The sequence below is a fragment of the Peribacillus sp. TH27 genome (assembly GCF_016650915.1).
In the GTDB taxonomy this organism is placed as follows: Bacteria; Bacillota; Bacilli; order Bacillales; family DSM-1321; genus Peribacillus; species Peribacillus butanolivorans.
Genome location: NZ_JAEKEV010000002.1, coordinates 4,269,463 through 4,287,344, shown reverse-complemented (window position 1 = coordinate 4,287,344; position 17,882 = coordinate 4,269,463). Strand labels below are relative to the sequence as shown.

Below are 17,882 nucleotides of genomic sequence, written 5' to 3'. Positions count from 1 at the left end.
TCCCCTTTAATTAGCAGGCACACCACCTTGTAACTTCCATGTTCTAAGCAACTTGATTTGTGGATTAAACTTCTGAATCAATTGTTCAATCTTTCTATCACATTCATTTTGACTCATAAATCTCCTCCTATACATATATTTTCAGAAACTCATTTTATAGCGTTAGCTTTATTTCTATCATTATAATAATTAAGGTTTCCAATATGTTGAATTTTACATAATTTTCTTTCGTTCCATCAAGCTTGGTATACTATTTCTCCAAACTAAAAGACAACAATCACTGGATTGCTGTCTTTTCGTCATCATTCAAACGAACCTTTTCCAATATACCGTTATTTTCGAAAGGGCATTTAAAAAGGTCGCTTTAAAGAAAGATTCTTCCTTTTTCTTATCTTCAGGTGGTTCTATATATCTTTTATTGTCCGCGACGAGTGTACTATCTGAGATTTTCGACTCGATGGCCCCTGTCAATTGCGCTGCAAATTCTTCACCATCGATTATCACTATCGATTCTGTATTTAAAAAGGCAGATCGCGAATCCAGATTGAAGGAACCAACTGCACTTAATCGCTGATCGTAAACAGCCGATTTACCGTGCAATGAATAAAGCTTTGAATATTCATAAAGCCTTGCCCCTGTCTCAACGATACTATCCCTAAGTGCCAAGTAACTGGAAAAAGCTATCACATTCGGGGTTGATGTCACCGAGTTGGTAAGTATGGTCCAATCAGCTTTTGAATCCATATTCTTTGGTACATATTCCTTCATGGCATCCGCAGGAACAATATAGGGACTCTGGATAAGTACCGACTTATTGGCGTTCGCAGCAATATCCACTAGAGATCTCCACACAAAAGGGTGTTTATTGAAACGTTCGATTGGATTATGAATGAAGGACACTTTTTTAGTAGGTGTTGTAGACTTGCTCCAATCGATGGCCGGATTAACGAAATCGGCATTATTTTGATTAGCTTTGCTGTATTGATTTAATAATGTATCTCTGACGCGTTTTCCTTTTTCCTTTTGCCTTTTCGAAAGGTCCGCAAAGACTTCGCTCGTATACGGATGAGTCCATAATTCATGTATATAGTCTTTCATTTCAACGATAACACTATCTTTCTCCTGTTCAGCATTGAAAATGAGTACATCCCGGTCATAGACATAATTCTTGGGCGGCGGATTGCTTGCTAAATACTTATCGGCGATATTCCTTCCTCCGATGATGCCTAACTTTCCATCTGCAGTGATTATCTTGTCATGGAGGCGGTTATGCCAGGTCCAGGGCTTAAATGGCTTAAAGGTTTCGTAGTACCTTAATTCAATGTTTTCATGTGATGCCAGTGCATAACGGACACTGCTTAATTGACCTCTGAGTCCATGAGAAATTCCATCCAGAAGGATTCTAACTTTGACACCCCGGTCAGCAGCTTCGAACAAGGCTCCAAGAATAAGTTCAGTAGATTTTCCTTTTCCAAAAGCGTAGTAGGCAATATCGATTGAATGCTGGGCTTCCTGGATCATTCGCATTCGGGCTAGTCCCGATTCATAACCATCTTCAAGAAGCAGGACACGATCCACGGTGGATTCCTTCTCCCCCATATATTCACTTATATGTTTAATCGGCCTATCTTCTTCTTTTTCCTTGAGGAAGTAGAAAAGGACCACTGCCGTCACCACTATATACAGGAAATATAATAGAAGAACGAGCAGAAATCCTTTAATCATCGTTTGTGCAGTCATAGCGCTCTCCCCCTTTACATTTTATTACTATTCGTAATAAGTACGGACTCTATTCAACATCTTCAAGCTTAAATAAATCCTCCTAAGAATAAACCCTCTGACTAGTTAGCCAGAGGGTTTATTTCATTTCGTATAGTGACCATTTACCTGTCTTAGGACCGAAAGCATGATCCTGGGTGGAACTTGGAACATTTATTTTTCTTTTAAATGTGACAGAGTCGTGAACATGAAAGCAGTTGCATAATATATATATAGAAGGAGGGATTTCATGCTTAAACGACCTGATAAGATAAGTATTTTCAATTATTGTTTTGCATTAGGTGTTTCCGAAGTGTTCTTTTTATCTAGCTTTTATCTTTCCATTCTAGACGTTTCATTATTTGCTTTAGCTTTACCATTTTCCGCTTTATTTCTATTAGTCTCCTTATACCTATTTCTTCGAACAAACAAAGCTGCAAAGACTTCACACAATCAAGAAGAACGAAGAAGTGAAATTTATGCTTTCTATCATCAATCTTTCGGGATCTTCACAATCATTTTTTTCGTTTTGCTCTTTGTTGCTTTAGCGTATATCCCCTTGCTGCAAAACGGAGGACATGTCTATATACTTTATTGTTTACCCATGGCGCTATTTTGTTTGATTCCTTCGATTACCTCGTACAAGGGAATGAAATTATACAAACTGGAATCTGACAAGAACTTAACAAAAATCTAATCTGGTTATACATGGCCCTAAAGTGGATCCTCTTGAAATCCGAAAGCTTTAGTGCTTTTTTTATTTCACTTCAGTCATTTTACCAAGCCTTCAAGTTCCTAGATACGGCTTGGATAACGGGCACCGGCGGCAAAGCCTTTCGTTTTCCGCAAGATCTGCTTTGAAATAACTTCAAGATTTAATGAAAATGAATTGAACTTCATGTCCGTTACAGTTAGGCCTAACTCCATTTGCCATGTTTTTTAGTTGAATGTATAGGTAAAATGAGGATATAATAAAGATAACTATCATATATAAAAAAAGACACTGGTAAAAACCAGCGTCTTAATGAACAGCAAACTGCATAAAGAGCAGCGGCTTTCTGTGGTAAGTCAGTAGCTACTCGATCAAGAAAGTAACCCTTTTCCTACATACATCTGGCCGGATGGTATGGAGGGGGTTACTTTTTTAATGTAACCGCGATTACTGCGACGATTAAAGAGGCGAATGAGATCATAAGCATCAAACCGTCCATTATAGAAATCACCAGCGACACCCCCTTTCTTAAAGGAGTCACCGCTGCCCACTATACCAAATTGCTGTCCATTTACTATTATATCTGTATTTACTTGTTATTTATAGAAAAATATAGATATATTTAATTTCAGTATGTTTTTTTAAAAATCCCACTAAAGAACAAATTTCACCTGATTTACCCCTTATTCTTCTACTACACGGCCATCTTTATAAAGTGTCTTTTTGTCGATGTCTTAATGTAACTAACCTGGTTCTTTCGTTACACAACAAAAAGGTTGCCGCAGACAACCTCACTTATTGATGGATAGTACCTTCTTCTCCATTAAATCCTGGTTACTTATAACCTTTTAAAAAAAGAATAACAATAGTCAAAATTATTACCTAAGTAATAAAGGTCCGATGCCTGAACTATACACGAAGTATATAGTAATGTGGCGGAAAACGATCACAACAAGAAATAAGAGTAACAGGATACACAAAATAATGATTAGAGCGGCATTTTTATTCCGATACAAAGTAACCAGCCCCATTTTCAAATCTTTATTTATACTAAAGAATAGGAAAATCAAACCATAGTAGATATTAGTAATAATTAGAATAAACAATACAGATTCATTCCGTTAAGAAACAATATGCCACCCACATTTTGTACTATTCTGTGAATATTGAAATATAACTTGCCCAGAAACCATAATAAAAAGGTTGCCGCAGCAACCCTGATTTTTGAAGTGGTTCATTCAGGTGGTAAAAAATACACTATTAGCTATATAACTTAAAAACTCTGAAGCTCATTAACAGTTACAAATGTATATCCTTCGTTTGATAACAATTTTAATACACCTTCAATCGCTTGAAGTTCTTTACCCGTATCATCATACATGGGATGCATTAATATAATCGAACCTGGTTTAATATGATCCTTCACATAATTTACTTTGTCAGAAGCAGAATTGTAATAGCTATCTGGCTCAATATTCCAGGTTATAGTGTCCCTATCATTTTTATTTAAGTAATAAGGCAAGCCTACAAGTTTTTTTCCGTTGGGTGGTCGAACGTCAATTTCACCCTTATATCCGAAGTTTTGAATTAATTTATCCGTTTTCTCGATTTCCTCTTTGATATAGGAGGACGATTTAAAAACCATTCGCTTGTGAGAATAGGTATGATTTCCAATTTGATGTCCTGCTTCTACAATTTTTTTAGCTTCCTCTGGGTATCTTTCTATTTCGTTACCGATTAGGAAGAATGTAGCCTTTACATTGTATTTATCTAATAGTGGTAGAATCTGATTTACATTCTTCGATGGACCATCATCAAAAGTTAGAGCAACCACTTTTTGATTTGTCTCGACTTTTGCTGTTAACCCTCCGAATAATTGGTGTGTTCTAGAATTCATTAATTTATATGTACTAAATAATAGAATAAAAACTAACAGTATTCCGATTCCAATAAATATTAATTTCTTTTTCATAAATACAACCTTTCTTTCTAAAAGTTTTTTTAATTATTTATTATAACAAAAACCGTTCCCCCCACTTAAACAGCTATTTTTAATATCTAACCTTCTTTAGTTCAAAAAGAAAAAGGTTGCCGCAGCAACCCCTCTTTTTAAACTCAAGTACTCCTTAAGTAACGAAGAACCTGAAAAACATACTTCCACTTACCTATCACAATCTGGGATCCACAGGATCCGATTCCATGGCCAATGTTCCTAGAACACATTCATGGACTCTCTCTATCGATTCACCTTTTACATATCTTCGAATGCCTTCGATTCCCAGCGAAAATTCTCTCAGCGCTAGTTTTTGCTTTTTGCCTGTATTCCTGCTTTTCAGCCGCTCAAGATTTTTCGGTAGCAAGTAGTCCATTCCATAAATAATGTTAAGGTACTTTCTTCCCCTTACTTTAATTGCGGGCTGCAATAGCTTGCCTTTATTTCTTGAAATGTAGAATTCCGGCTTGATTACAATGCCTTCATGGCCTTCGCTTGTGATATCCTGCCACCATTTAATGACATCTTCTTCACTTGCTTCACTCGTGATTAGTTTGTATTCCGTTTCTATAAATAAACTAGAACGGATTGCAAACTCCCTGTTCATCTCCATATGCCATGTATGTGGCTGATCAAAAAAGGTTTCATTGCTATGAGCAAGCACGTGGAATGGAGCGATTTGTATAGAGTTTATATCTTCAATCTCCCAGCAATACTTTTGAAAGACTTCTTTAAAAGTATAGGCATTTTCAAGTTTTTGCTCATACTCTTCCAACCATCCTTTTAACTCCATATTCTCACGAGCTGCTTCCGCTATTTTTTCCTTCAGCATCGTTCGATCAAGAATCGCATTTTCAGAAACGTGGGCATATTGGCTGCTGATGAGCTCTTTTGCCTTCAGGTTCCAGGGCATGATTTCAGCGTCCAGGAGCACATAGTCCGTATCGTACTTTTCAAAATAGCCGCTTTCATGCAAATCTTGATTGATTTTCAAGACCAGTTCTTCCTCCGTCGCGACGTCAAAGAAACGTCTGCCCGTTCTGGTATAAATAACTCCCAAAGATTCGATACCTGTATGCTTCTTAGCGGCTTCAGTATCTTTAAATAGAAAAAGAATCGCCCGGCTCCCCATATGTTTCTTTTCAGCAATCATGGTTTGAATCCCATGGCTTCTGTAATAATCGATTGCCTCTTTGGGATGCTCTAAATAATTTTCCAAAGAGGAGGGACTTGGTGTTGGACTCATTGTAGGCGGGATATAGATTAATTGTTCAATCGGTATCGTGAAATGTGATACCGTATCAATCGCAGGCTTTACAATATCCTGATGAATTTTAATCTCACCCATTTTTTCTGTCAATACTGAATACCCATTGATGAACTTGCCAATATTCGGCGGATTCAAACGGTTTTTCTCCCATTCTCTTAGGGGATTGTCATCGGCTCCTGAAAAATCTTGACTCGCTTGTACCGAAATGAATTCTCCCTCCGGATAGCGTAAAGCTGTTAATGCTCCGCCAAAGACAACACCTTGATCGATGTTGATGGTATTGTTAATTAGCAGCGGTTGTGGCTTCGGATCATGTCCCCAGACAATCAGCGAGCTTTGCTTATGAGAAATATACCAATCTTTACGCACTGGCTTTCCTTTTTCATCAAATCCATTCGTATCACCGTAACGGCAGAAGTCACGAACAGCTTCAGACTGCTTTCCGATGAAAGCATCTTTGATTCCGGCATGAACACAAACTAAAGACTGTACATCATTCTTGGTAAATACATAATGGGAAGGAGCTTGAAGGAGGAATTCTTTAAGTGTCTGTTTCGTTTCCTCTGCTTTTTCGCTTCCAAACTCCTCTTCGTACGCTTTAAATTCTTCTTCCACTTTTTCATCGCCATGATTTAATGTTACGTCTCTTCCATCTAGCCATCTAGCAATTTTCCAGCCGTGATTGCTGTCAATCATATAGGCAACGTCCTTTTGAACATGTTCATAGAAAAAGAGCATCGTTTTAAGTGACTCTGGTCCTCTGCTCATGACATCCCCAATGGAAACAAACTTCCGACCTTCGGGGTGAAGATAGAGGCCTTCCTCATTTTTTTGATAGCCTAGTTTTTCAAGGACGAGGATCATTTCCTTATAGCAGCCATGAATATCCCCAATGATGTCGATCCCATTCTGGATGTCTTTTTCAATTGGATTTGTACGTCTGCTTACCTGAATATCTTCTGTTCCCTTTAACGTGTAAAGAGACGAATACCCTTCTTTTTTTAGGACGCGCTTTTCCCTTTTGAACGTCTGGTATTGCTGTTTAATACGTCTTTTTCCGCGTGGATGTTCTCTTTGTTCATCTCTGACAAGCAGATCCTCTTCAGGTATATCCAGAACAATCGATAGGATTGGGACATTATTTTTTTGAGCTAAAGAGATATATCTTTTCCGATCATCTGGGTGAAGATTGGTCGCATCAATAAAGGTTAATTTATTTAATCGGCATCTTGCTTCAATGACGGAATCCATCATGGAAAATGCTTCGCCTGAAATGGACTGGTATTCATCCATCAGATTGTCCGCTTCATCCTTTGGTCTGCCCCGCCAATCAATAAATTCAATATCACTCACCAATACCCGAAAGGCATCTGAACTAACGACCTCTGAAGGCAGAATCTCTTCTTTTTCAATCATGCTTTTTAACCATGTTGACTTACCGCTATTGGATGGTCCAATCAGCAAGACAATTCCTGCATGGGGCAATACGATTTGCATAGTTAGTCCTCCTTTCTTTCAAACACACACATTTGTGTCGGATAACCATATGTATCATGCTCTTCACCAATTCCTTCAAATTTAAGGCTATAGATATCAGAGTGATTTCGCTCTGTACACCACTGACGAAATTCAGCTCTTGTCCACTCAAAACGATGATCGTTGTGTCGAAGAACATCCTCCATATCGTATACCTCGTTATATTCACGGTTTGGCGTTGTAATAATCAGGGCATTCGGTTGATAGTCATGTAATATCGTATCCAGCACCTTAGGCAGACGGTACTCGTCGATATGCTCGATGACTTCGCACAAGATAATGACATCCTTGTTCTTTAATCTTTCATCATAGTAGAAGAGTGAGCCCCATAGTGTTTCAGGAACCACAAATTTCTCTTTATTTTTCACTTTCTCGAATCGTCCTAAGGCTTTAATGGCAGCAGTTTGGGACGGCTCAACAGCCAGGATTTCTTTTATCCCTTCTACAAAACCAAGGCGTACTGAAAGTTTCCCTTCACCAGAGCCGAAGTCCACGATGCTTCTTGGATTCATTTGACTGACTGTATCAACGATTTTTTCATAGCGAAGATCATTCAGCCGAACCTTGCTTTCTTTTTCTTCCTTCTTCTCTTCAGGTTTCCTGTTCTCGACGATGCTGTATACTTCCTTAAATCTAAGTGATTGGCGATAGATATAATCTCGCATCGGATGATCCTTCAGCCACCCGTCTCCATATCTCTCAAGCTTTTCAATTTCTTTTTCATCAATGTAGTAGTGCTTATAGTTATCGATGACCGGAATCAATACAAACAAATGCCTTAACCCGTCTTGTAGTGTTTTCATTCCTTTTAAAGAAATGGATCTTGCCGAGCTTTTATCTTTAATTTGGAAAGAGTACTCAATTTCCGGACGGGTAATCATCACTTCATAACCAATCGGCTCAAATAAATCCTTTAATTGGTTATCAGAAAGAGAAGAAACCACAGGGCCAAACTCGAACTGAAACGAAAACGGATGATTCACCCACTCTGTATGCTCTTCCTTCGGCTGACCGTTCAAAGCTGTCCCCAGTGCAGACCTAATCAATGAACAAAAAATGCTGCTTACCGCAAACTCCCGATCATTTATGTAATGAGTAATGTCATAGGAATTGGAATTGCCTTTTACCAATTCGATCGGGTCAGGTGTAACAAAAATCGTCGCTTCCAGTTCTGTTTCTGTAAACTTGCTATAAAAAAGGCGCACTAAATGGCCTTTATGATTTCTCTCATATAAATTACTCGGGTTCTTAGACAATAAATAAGATATAGCTTGTACATTGTCGCCTGAAGCCTGAATCGTTAACTGCATTTGGAACACTCCTTTCAAACACTTCATTCATTAAAAAAGCTAAAGTAAAAGTCTTTCTTAATTTCCTATTATAACAACTAATATTACCACATAATGAAGACTTATCAGCTTCAACTACGACATTATACTCTGATAGGGAGCATCTTTTAGAAGCATGTAAAAATAGGCTCTGGTCATGAGGAAGGAATCTTTTATTATATAATGGAATATTTATTACCTATCATAAAAAAGATTCGGAGTTGAAGAGAAAAGAATGAAAAAAATACATATTATCGGTGCTTCAGGTTCAGGAACTACAACTCTCGGAAAAGCATTATCAAACTCCATATCGACAGTTCATTTTGATACAGATGATTATTACTGGCTGCATAAGTTTAGTGAAAAAAGAGAAGTAAAAGAAAGAAAACAAATACTCCGAAAAGATTTATTAACTTATGATGATTGGATACTATCGGGTTCGTTATGCGGGTGGGGTGATGAATTTATAGGTTATTTTGATTTAGTTATATTTTTATGGATTCCAAAAAATATAAGAATAGAAATGCTGCAGAAAAGAGAGGCACAAAGGTATGGCAAGGAAATTTTAGTTGGAGGCAGCCATTTCGATCAATATAATAACTTTTTAGAGTGGGCCTCCCTATATGACGAGGCTGGAATGGAAGTAAGGAGCAAGCATTCACATGAACAATGGATGTCAGGCTTAACTTGTCCTTTATTAAGGATTGAAGGAGATTATACAGTTCAAGAACGGGTGGAAATTGCTTTAGAGTATGTGCAAAATCTGCGAATGAATTAATTCGTCCTTCAGAAAGATAATCCGACCGTTGCAGGATAATTCGGCCTTTGCGCCATTTATTCGTCCTTCAGAAAGATAATTCGACCGTTGAGCAGGATAATTCGTCCTATCATCCTTGTAATTGAACAAATAATCCCCATCTACTTAACAGAGGGGGATTTTTATTTTTCATAATGCCTTTATTCACTTTACTGTGGCTGAGACTAAAAATTTGATACTATATGAAAATATGTAAGGAAGAAAGAATCCTATAACGAATGGATCCGTCACCGATATACATATAAACTCTTAATAGTATCCATAGCCCCCTCCTTACGTATTGATATATCGAAATGCTCTACTCATTATCGTTGGCACTACTGAAGCGTGATTTTCCTCCGGTGCTATATACAGTTTTACTTCTAATTGTTCCATCGATTGCAAACTAATAAATAATTGATTTGCATCATCCACCATAAATGTCTCTTCACTTCCAACAGTGATTAACAGCTTCCTATTCTCATGTGTTACAGCGTTCTTATAATATTGCTCTGCATACGTGAATAGCTCGTGGTCATTCCACCAGATCGAAGGGCTCGATGCTAAATAATATTGAAAAAGGTCTGGACGTTTAAATAAGGTCCAAAGTACAAACAAGCCTCCTAACGAATGGCCAAATAACGCCTGTTTTTCTACGTCCACTTGGTATTTTTGTGTAACTACTGGCATTAATTCTTGTTCCAAAAAAGCAAGAAATCTTTCAGCACCACCATGTATCCCAATATCTCTTCCTTTTAGTCGCTCTGGGTAAATATATTGTGCTGCTGGAGGAGTGAATTCATAAAATCTTCGCTCGTTTACCTCTTCATTTACTCCATGATGGCCAATCCCTATAACGATGGCCGGTGAAATAAATGTTTTCGGTGCATTTCTCGATTGTAGCTTTACAACATCACGTCCAAATTGAAAATACGCATGACCATCCAACAGATAATAAACAGGAAATCCTTTTTCTGGTGGGGCTACTTTCGGTAGAGATACTTTCACGTCATACGTATATTCCATTATTTTTGATTCTATTTGCCAAAGTTCTGTTTCGTCTAACTGAATTTTATCAGCCAACTCTCATTCCTCCATTAATGTTTCATATCCATAGCAAACTGGTGAGCCATTTTCCTCATCGATCATAATTTTCGCATCAATCTGGAATACTTGTTTCATTACTTCTTGTGTTAAAATCTCTTTCGGTGTTCCAACAGTAATAATTTCCCCATCCTTCATGGCAATAAGCTCATCTGAAAACCGAGCTGCATGATTTATGTCATGAAGAACCATCACGACTGTACAATGATGTTTTTTATTAAGTTTATCCACAATTTTCAGCACTTCAAGCTGATGGGACATATCTAAATAAGTTGTTGGCTCATCGAGTAGCAAAATGTCTGTTTCTTGTGCTAAAGCCATCGCAAGCCAAACTTTCTGTCGTTGTCCACCTGACAATTGATTGATTTCTCTTGACCGAAATTCACTCGTCTTCGTTATCTTCATCGCCCATTCAATGACTTCTAAATCTCTTTTCGAAAGAGTGCCTGCTCTTTTTCGGTGCGGAAAACGGCCATATGATATAAGCTCTTCCACTTTTAATTGCGGTGGAGCTTCAGGGTTTTGTGATAGCAGTGCTAACTGCTTGGCAATTTCTTTTGTTGAGATTGCTTGCATATCTTGTTCCTGCAAAAATACTTTACCACTTTTTTGTTTTAGGATTCTTCCCACCGTTTTTAATAGCGTAGATTTCCCACATCCATTTGGCCCGATAATGGTAGTAATTTTACCTTCTTGTATCGATGTACTCAAATTCTTGAAAACGGTTTGCTTCTCATAACCAGAACATAATTGTTCTACACGTAATACAGCGTTTGTCATTGGGACCTCCTATACTCTAGATCTCGCTAATAAATATAAAAAGTACGGAATACCAATAATGGATACAACAATTCCAACAGGCAGCTCTGATGGCTCAAATAATGTTTTTGCAAAAAAATCTGAAAAAACAAGTAAAAACATGCCAACAGCTGCACTTGTCGGAACTACATAGCGGTGGTTAATTCCGACTAATCTTTTGGCAATATGCGGTGCTATTAATCCGATAAAACCAATACTTCCTGATACCGATACACAAGCACTTACAATTCCAATACTGCTTAACAGCAAAATGGATTTTTCTTTTTCGACTCTTATCCCTAAGCTTTTTACACTAGATTCCTCTAATTGAAAATAATTGAGCAAGTGACTTTTTTTATATATTACAAATCCCAAAATCGCAATCCACGGTATGATAGAAATAACAAATGACCAGTTGGCACTATAAATACTACCTGCGCTCCAAACTGCCGCCATTTCATAATCCTGAGCTTTCATTTTCAGTGAAATATATAGTGACAATGCACCAAAACCACTGCTTATAGCAATCCCTGTTAAAATGAGTCTTTGCATATCTAAAACGCCATTTCTCCATGAAAAAAGATAAATTAATCCCGCCGCTGCAGCCCCGCCAACAAAGCCAAAAAGTGGCATTATCAAAATAGAAAACCAGCTATCTCCTAATCCATTACTATAAGATATTTGAAAGAAGAACATAAAAATAACGATCGCTGCCCCAGCACCTGCATTAATCCCTAAAATACCTGGATCTGCTAAGTCATTTCTCGTTACGCCTTGCATTACAGTACCTGCTATACCTAGTCCAATCCCTACCAATGCTGCAATGACAATACGAGGCAAACGAAATTCGAAAATAACTAAATCATATTTTTCATTTATATCTATCCGAAGAATTGTTTTTATAATATCCATTACGGACATATCAAATGCTCCGTTGGTAATATGAAAGTAAAAGGCAATACATGTTAATCCTATAAAAACGAACATCGTTGTGATGAAACGACCTAATTCTCCTTTACCCATGACGTTCTCCCCCTCTTGTTCGAATTAAATAAAGAAAGAAAGGGACACCAATAATAACTGTTACTACACCAATAGGCGTTTCAAACGGGAAATTAATAAATCGACTGATTACATCACATAATGCTAGAAAGGTGGCACCTATTACTGCCGAACATGGGATAACAAAACGGTAGTCCATACCGACGATAAAACGTGTAAGATGTGGAATGACTAAACCAACAAAAGCAATTTTCCCGACTAGTGCAACCGCCGTTCCAGTCAAACATACAACAGATAACATACTGATTATTTTCACCCATTTTGTTCGCTGCCCTAAACCAACTGCAATATCATCACCTAACGAGGAAATCGTCACTGACTTAGCAATGCATAGAGCAAGTAAAAGCCCCAATATACCAAAAGGAATGGAAAGCCATAACATTTCAGGATTCACAGTATGTATTTTCGCGTTATACCAGACGCTGACGCTTTGCGAAACTTGAAAATACATCGCAACAGCTGTGGCAACACTACTTAAAAATGTCCCAATAATTGTTCCAATAATCGCTAGCCTAACTGGTGAGAAACCGTCTTTTAAAAGGGAAGCAAATCCGAAAACTAAACCTGCTCCAATAGCAGAACCAACCATTGATAATAAAATCATTTGATAATTCGGTAGACCAGGAAAAAATACCATTGCCAGCGTAATAACAAATGCCGATCCGTCATTTACACCCATTATCGATGGGTCAGCAAGATAATTGCGTGTAACACCTTGCATCACAGCACCCGAAATAGCTAAAAATGCTCCAACACATAAAGCAGCGATTACACGTGGTAATCGCGATGTTATGATAATATTGTGGTCAACATTACCCTTATCGAATTGTGTAATCGCATGCCAAACAGTTAATGCATCAATATCCTTTGCACCATATAAGACGGATAAAACAATTGCCAGTACGATGAACAGTGGAGAAGTTATAAGAATAATAGAAGCTATCCAATTTGTTTTGTTCATTTCAATTCATCGCACCTTATTTTTAATTCAGTAAGTTTTCAATTGCAGCGTCTAAGAATTTCACTTTTGACCAAGCTGTTCCACCTTGTGCTAATGGGTCAATTGCATTCACAAATACTTGATCGTTTTTAACTGCTTCGATGTTTTTGAAAATTGGATTATCTAATAAATCATCAAGAGCAGTTAGATTGTCAGTATTTTCACTTTTATCAAACTGTACGAAAACATAATCTGGATTAATATCGGCTAAAGCTTCTAATGATAGCTCTGCCTGTGCCTTTGTTTGCGTAATAATTTCTGGAACTGTTGCACCTAAGTCTTCATAAATAACTGGATTTAAATATACATCTGCTGGGTATACACAAACACTTCCTGCACGAATACGCAGCACTAAGATCGTTTTATCTTTCAATGATTCCCCAATCTTCTCTTTCGCCTCAGCAGCCTTTGTATCATAGTCGGCAATGATGGTATCCGCTTCTGATTCTTTCCCTGTTAATTGACCTAATAACTGCAAATTCTCCTTCCAATTAGTAGAAATATGAGAGTATGGAATCATTGTCTCTATTTTGTTTAATTGTTCCGAAACATCCTCAGTGAATTTAGATGAGCCTAAAATAACATCCGGATCTAATGCTAAAATCGCTTCATTATTCGGGGCAAATTTATCCCCTACTAATGCTGCACCATCTAAGTCAGTTGCTAAATAAGTTGGAATTGCATCTGCAATAGCTAATACCCCGGCAGGCTTCACACCTAAAATCGCTGCATCCTCCATCGATTCAAGACTTGCTGCAACAATATTATTTACTTTTGCTGGTAAAACATAATCTTCCCCAAGATATGTAATTGTTTGTTCAGTAGCATCTTCTCCTTGTGCTGATTTCTCTGTACCTGCAGTCTCCTCTGTTGTAACCGAAGTTGTAGCTGCTTCCTCTTCCTGTTCACCACATGCCGCCAAGCTTAAAGCTAAAAGTGTTGATGCCCCAATCAATCCATACTTTTTCTTCGTCATTGTAAAATCCCTCTCCTTAATAAAATGATAGAATTAGGCCTAACTAACTTTTTATTGATAATGATTATCAATATCAATGATAATCTAAAGATGACCGTTCCGCAATTATATTTTGAAAAAATAAATATTCTAATACTTAACTAAAAGTAATAAAGGCGTTGTTTCATGTAATAAAATTATAAAAAGTCACAACAAAAAGAAGTGAAGATGCAATCAGGTTATGACATCTTCACTTCTTTTTTGTTTGTTTGTGTGTAAATTACTTAGCTTTGCAAACCACCTTCTACCTTCTCTTTTCACTTAACATGTAGTTTCTCTAAAAATAATCAACTATATAGAGGCTAGTGTTCATCTACAGTGAATCCTTAAGCTCCTTAGAGATAGTAGAAAAATAATCCATAACAAATAAGCGAAATTGCTTAGCAACTGGTGTAAAGTATCGCTTTTCCGACCATCCCAATCCAATCGTCCTTTGGCAAGCAGGTTCTGTTATTCGAATTTTATGTGACAGCGACCCGGTTTGGTGCAGCCAAGTTAACTCTGATACAAAAGCGACACCTAAGCCCCTTCTGACAAGGTCTGAGATAACAGCCGGCTCATCACCTTCAAATGCAATATTCTGAATAAATCCAGCTTCTTGGCAAAATTGATCCGTTAAGTTGCGGAATCCAAAACCTGTGTTCATGCTAATGAACGCTTCGTCTTTCACTTCATTAAGATGAATGCACTCCCTCCCTGCTAGTCGATGATCGGGAGGCACAATCAGAAATATTTCTTCCGTTATCAGCGGTTCCCACTTAATATCGGGGCCTTCAATCGGAACGGACGAAATGCAATAATCAATCTCCCCTTCAATAAGCAATTGTTTCATGGAAGATACAGATTTAAGAAATTGTTGAAAACGAACATCTGGATATTCTGATAAAAATGTCCCCAGCAAATCAGGCAGCACTCTTGGAATGGTAACAGCCAACGTAATATTCTTTTGATCCTGGTCCGCTAATTCCACAATCTCGCGCCTTCCTTCATTTAATTCTGCAAAAGCTCGTTCGACACGGTTCAAGAATATCCTTCCGGCCGCATTCAACCTTATTTTTCGATGTTCCCGATCGAACAACGCCACTCCCAAATCTTCTTCAAGACGAGAAATGGTTTTACTGAGAGACGGCTGAGCAATTTGAAGTTGCTCCGCAGCCTTCGTCATATGTTCTAGGCGTGCTACGGTTTGAAAATACTGCAGCTGTAACATTTCCATTTTTATCACTCGTTTCGTATAGATTCAAATCTATTATTATATAACTAATTATGTATTATACAGTATTTAAAAAAGCCCTTATGATGAAATAATCTCATTTAGTTAGAAAGGGCAGGCTCATTAATGAAAGGATTACAACTCGTACTTCAAGACATAAAAGCAATGTGGAAACATAAACACGGAAGAATCGCCTTGATTTTTCTTTTAGTCGTTCCATTGATTTACTCAGGTTTCTTTTTAGCAGGGTATTGGAATCCTTACGGTAAGTTGGATCAGCTACCTGTTGCAGTGGTCAACCTCGATACAGGATCCGAAATGGACGATAAGCCAATCGAGGCAGGAGATGACTTTGTTAAACAATTGAAGAAGCAGAAAGAATTGGACTTTCACTTTGTATCGGCAAAGGCGGCAGATACAGGACTTAAAGAGGGCACCTACTATATGGTTGTCACGATTCCAGATGATTTTTCTGAAAATGTCACCACTTTAATGGATGAAAAACCGGAAGCCGCTAAACTTTTATTTAAAATTAATCCGGGTAAAAACTTCGTTGCCTCACAAATTAGTACAACTGCAGTTGAAAAAATGACCACCAAAATCAATGCCAGCATCACGAAAGGCTATTCAGAAGGCATTCTTTCCAAATTCCAAGATGTTTCTAAAGGCTTAGCAGACGCCGGAAATGGAGCCGAGGAGCTTCATCAAGGAACTGTCGATGCGAAAAGCGGCAGTGAGAAATTAACAGATGGAATTCAGAGATTAAATGATGGTGCCCAGAAGCTACGTACAGGAAGCACCCAGCTTTCGGACGGACAAGATGCCTTATCTACTGGCGCGGAAGGTCTAACATCAGGTTCCCAGACCTTGTATACCGGCATGAAACAGCTAACAGATGGACAACAAACATTAGAAAATGGTATGAACAAGGTGAGCAAGGGAGTTAAAGACTTGTCAGCTGGCAATGCAAAATTGGTTCAAGGACAGGAACAGGCGGAAAGTACAGCAAGTACCCTTAAGAAGCAATTGGATGCATATGCCCAAAGTCATCCCGAAGCAAAGCAAGATCAAAACTTCAAGCAAATCCTTGCCTTATCTGATGGATTATCCAATGCGGCCACTACTTTAACCGCTGGGCAAAAGCAATTGGGGCAAGGAGCGGCAAAAGTGGCAGATGGGCAAGTCGCCCTTCAGGCTGGTATGAAAACGTTTGGTGATAAAATGGCGCTGGCTACCTCAGGTGCTAAGCAATTAAACGAGGGAGCAAGCCTTTTCACAAACGGATTTATAAAATGGACAAGTGGCTTTTCCACTCTAAACACCGGAATCACTTCACTTGCTGGCGGAAGCAGTCAACTAGCCAGTGGATCAACGGAACTTCAGGATGGACTTGCTTCACTAGAAACGGGCTCAAACAAGTTATCTTCCAAACTTAATGAAGCCGCGGATAAAACAGCAAGCCTTCAGTACAGCGATTCTACCACTTCGATGTTCTCTGAACCTGTGCAATTGGTCCAATCCAATCTTTCGGAAGTTCCAAACTATGGAACCGGAATCGCTCCTTACTTTCTGTCTCTAGCCTTTTATGTAGGCGGCATTATGGCTTCCAATATCCTGCCGCTAGGCCGTAGACAGAATCTCAAGGTTACCGGAACCGTTCATTTTACGAATAAATTGGGGCTAGTTTATGTAATCGGCTTGATTCAGGCACTTCTCGTGGATGCAGTTGTGCTCCTTGGATTCCATTTACATGTGGCTAGCGTTCCTGTATTTATTCTATCAAGCATCATCGTTTCATTTACCTTCATGACTTTCATACTTATGCTGGTAACCGTATTCGGAGTCGTCGGCAAATTCGCAGCCGTGACCCTTCTTGTATTTCAATTAGCTACTTGCGGTGGAACATTCCCGGGTGAACTTGGAATGTCGATTTTAACACAAATCGGTCAATTTTTACCTATGGCTCATTCCCTTCAGGAGCTACAAGAAGTCATTTCATTAGGCGGCTGGTCAAACTTACAAACCCAGATTTGGATTTTACTCGCCTATCTCGTTTCTGCAGCAGTAATTGGCTGGATTACGAGTCATATCCAGCATGCAAAGGTGAATTCAGAAGATATAGCGTCATAACCTAAAAAGCAGTGCCATTCGATTAGAAATGGCACTGCTTTTTTATCTCTCCGCTTTTACTTGCAAAAAAAGCATGATCACAAGCATATTCCGAAAAGGAAACCGCCATGACCATGCCTTAATCTATAACCTATTCTAAAATGATTATCTGTACCATTTAGTCATTC

At 38.3% G+C, this 17,882-nt stretch carries 13 protein-coding genes; 3 read left to right on the top strand and 10 right to left on the bottom strand.

The window, feature by feature from the left end:
* Positions 1 to 306: 306 nt before the first annotated feature.
* Positions 307 to 1,740 carry a phospholipase D-like domain-containing protein gene (locus tag JFU24_RS21975; protein ID WP_201250491.1) on the bottom strand — a complete coding sequence of 478 codons (1,434 nt, stop codon included), beginning with the start codon at positions 1,738 to 1,740 and terminating at the stop codon, positions 307 to 309.
* 268 nt (positions 1,741 to 2,008) lie between these two features.
* Here JFU24_RS21975 and JFU24_RS21970 point away from each other — a divergent pair, with 268 nt between their 5' ends.
* Positions 2,009 to 2,455 (top strand): hypothetical protein, encoded by a 447-nt coding sequence (locus JFU24_RS21970; RefSeq protein WP_201223250.1) that lies wholly within the window; start codon positions 2,009 to 2,011, stop codon positions 2,453 to 2,455.
* A 1,288-nt stretch (positions 2,456 to 3,743) separates the two neighbouring features.
* Here the strand turns inward: JFU24_RS21970 and JFU24_RS21965 are convergent.
* The 3 genes from JFU24_RS21965 to JFU24_RS21955 form a co-directional block, all read right to left on the bottom strand.
* Complete coding sequence (locus JFU24_RS21965) at positions 3,744 to 4,442, bottom strand: polysaccharide deacetylase family protein (protein WP_201223248.1); 699 nt, start codon at positions 4,440 to 4,442, stop codon at positions 3,744 to 3,746.
* Positions 4,443 to 4,638: 196 nt separating this feature from the next.
* Positions 4,639 to 7,230: a polynucleotide kinase-phosphatase gene (locus JFU24_RS21960; RefSeq protein ID WP_201250490.1), complete on the bottom strand. Its 2,592-nt coding sequence runs from the start codon at positions 7,228 to 7,230 to the stop codon at positions 4,639 to 4,641.
* A 2-nt stretch (positions 7,231 to 7,232) separates the two neighbouring features.
* A complete protein-coding gene (locus tag JFU24_RS21955; RefSeq protein WP_201250489.1) occupies positions 7,233 to 8,579 on the bottom strand; it encodes a 3' terminal RNA ribose 2'-O-methyltransferase Hen1 in 1,347 nt (448 codons plus the stop codon).
* Positions 8,580 to 8,832: 253 nt separating this feature from the next.
* Between JFU24_RS21955 and JFU24_RS21950 the strand changes: the two genes are divergently transcribed.
* Entirely contained in the window at positions 8,833 to 9,375 is a 543-nt protein-coding gene (locus tag JFU24_RS21950) for an AAA family ATPase (protein ID WP_201250488.1), read from the top strand.
* Between the two features lie 312 nt (positions 9,376 to 9,687).
* Here the strand turns inward: JFU24_RS21950 and JFU24_RS21945 are convergent, their stop codons facing one another.
* The 6 genes from JFU24_RS21945 to JFU24_RS21920 all read right to left on the bottom strand — a co-directional run bounded on the left by JFU24_RS21945 (position 9,688) and on the right by JFU24_RS21920 (position 15,588).
* Complete coding sequence (locus JFU24_RS21945) at positions 9,688 to 10,476, bottom strand: alpha/beta hydrolase (RefSeq protein ID WP_242485384.1); 789 nt, start codon at positions 10,474 to 10,476, stop codon at positions 9,688 to 9,690.
* Between the two features lie 3 nt (positions 10,477 to 10,479).
* A complete protein-coding gene (locus JFU24_RS21940) occupies positions 10,480 to 11,277 on the bottom strand; it encodes an ABC transporter ATP-binding protein (RefSeq protein WP_201250487.1) in 798 nt (265 codons plus the stop codon).
* Positions 11,278 to 11,286: 9 nt separating this feature from the next.
* Positions 11,287 to 12,318, bottom strand: coding sequence for a FecCD family ABC transporter permease (locus JFU24_RS21935; protein ID WP_201250486.1), 1,032 nt, complete (start codon positions 12,316 to 12,318; stop codon positions 11,287 to 11,289).
* On the bottom strand, positions 12,311 to 13,318 hold the full coding sequence (locus tag JFU24_RS21930; RefSeq protein ID WP_201250485.1) for a FecCD family ABC transporter permease: 1,008 nt from the start codon (positions 13,316 to 13,318) through the stop codon (positions 12,311 to 12,313). Before JFU24_RS21930 ends, JFU24_RS21935 begins: the two co-directional genes overlap by 8 nt.
* A gap of 22 nt (positions 13,319 to 13,340) precedes the next feature.
* Positions 13,341 to 14,333: an ABC transporter substrate-binding protein gene (locus JFU24_RS21925; protein ID WP_201186470.1), complete on the bottom strand. Its 993-nt coding sequence runs from the start codon at positions 14,331 to 14,333 to the stop codon at positions 13,341 to 13,343.
* 352 nt (positions 14,334 to 14,685) lie between these two features.
* Positions 14,686 to 15,588, bottom strand: coding sequence for a LysR family transcriptional regulator (locus tag JFU24_RS21920; protein WP_201250484.1), 903 nt, complete (start codon positions 15,586 to 15,588; stop codon positions 14,686 to 14,688).
* Positions 15,589 to 15,711: 123 nt separating this feature from the next.
* On the opposite strand from JFU24_RS21920, the gene JFU24_RS21915 reads away from it, so the two are divergent.
* Complete coding sequence (locus tag JFU24_RS21915) at positions 15,712 to 17,715, top strand: YhgE/Pip domain-containing protein (protein ID WP_201250483.1); 2,004 nt, start codon at positions 15,712 to 15,714, stop codon at positions 17,713 to 17,715.
* The last annotated feature ends 167 nt before the right edge of the window (positions 17,716 to 17,882 follow it).

Bases quoted from the DNA above. Each gene is read 5' to 3' on its own strand.
- JFU24_RS21975 (WP_201250491.1), bottom strand. From the start codon at position 1,740: ATGACTGCACAAACGATGATTAAAGGATTTCTGCTCGTTCTTCTATTA.
- JFU24_RS21970 (WP_201223250.1), top strand. From the start codon at position 2,009: ATGCTTAAACGACCTGATAAGATAAGTATTTTCAATTATTGTTTTGCA.
- JFU24_RS21965 (WP_201223248.1), bottom strand. From the start codon at position 4,442: ATGAAAAAGAAATTAATATTTATTGGAATCGGAATACTGTTAGTTTTT.
- JFU24_RS21960 (WP_201250490.1), bottom strand. From the start codon at position 7,230: ATGCAAATCGTATTGCCCCATGCAGGAATTGTCTTGCTGATTGGACCA.
- JFU24_RS21955 (WP_201250489.1), bottom strand. From the start codon at position 8,579: ATGCAGTTAACGATTCAGGCTTCAGGCGACAATGTACAAGCTATATCT.
- JFU24_RS21950 (WP_201250488.1), top strand. From the start codon at position 8,833: ATGAAAAAAATACATATTATCGGTGCTTCAGGTTCAGGAACTACAACT.
- JFU24_RS21940 (WP_201250487.1), bottom strand. From the start codon at position 11,277: ATGACAAACGCTGTATTACGTGTAGAACAATTATGTTCTGGTTATGAG.
- JFU24_RS21935 (WP_201250486.1), bottom strand. From the start codon at position 12,318: ATGGGTAAAGGAGAATTAGGTCGTTTCATCACAACGATGTTCGTTTTT.
- JFU24_RS21930 (WP_201250485.1), bottom strand. From the start codon at position 13,318: ATGAACAAAACAAATTGGATAGCTTCTATTATTCTTATAACTTCTCCA.
- JFU24_RS21925 (WP_201186470.1), bottom strand. From the start codon at position 14,333: ATGACGAAGAAAAAGTATGGATTGATTGGGGCATCAACACTTTTAGCT.
- JFU24_RS21920 (WP_201250484.1), bottom strand. From the start codon at position 15,588: ATGGAAATGTTACAGCTGCAGTATTTTCAAACCGTAGCACGCCTAGAA.
- JFU24_RS21915 (WP_201250483.1), top strand. From the start codon at position 15,712: ATGAAAGGATTACAACTCGTACTTCAAGACATAAAAGCAATGTGGAAA.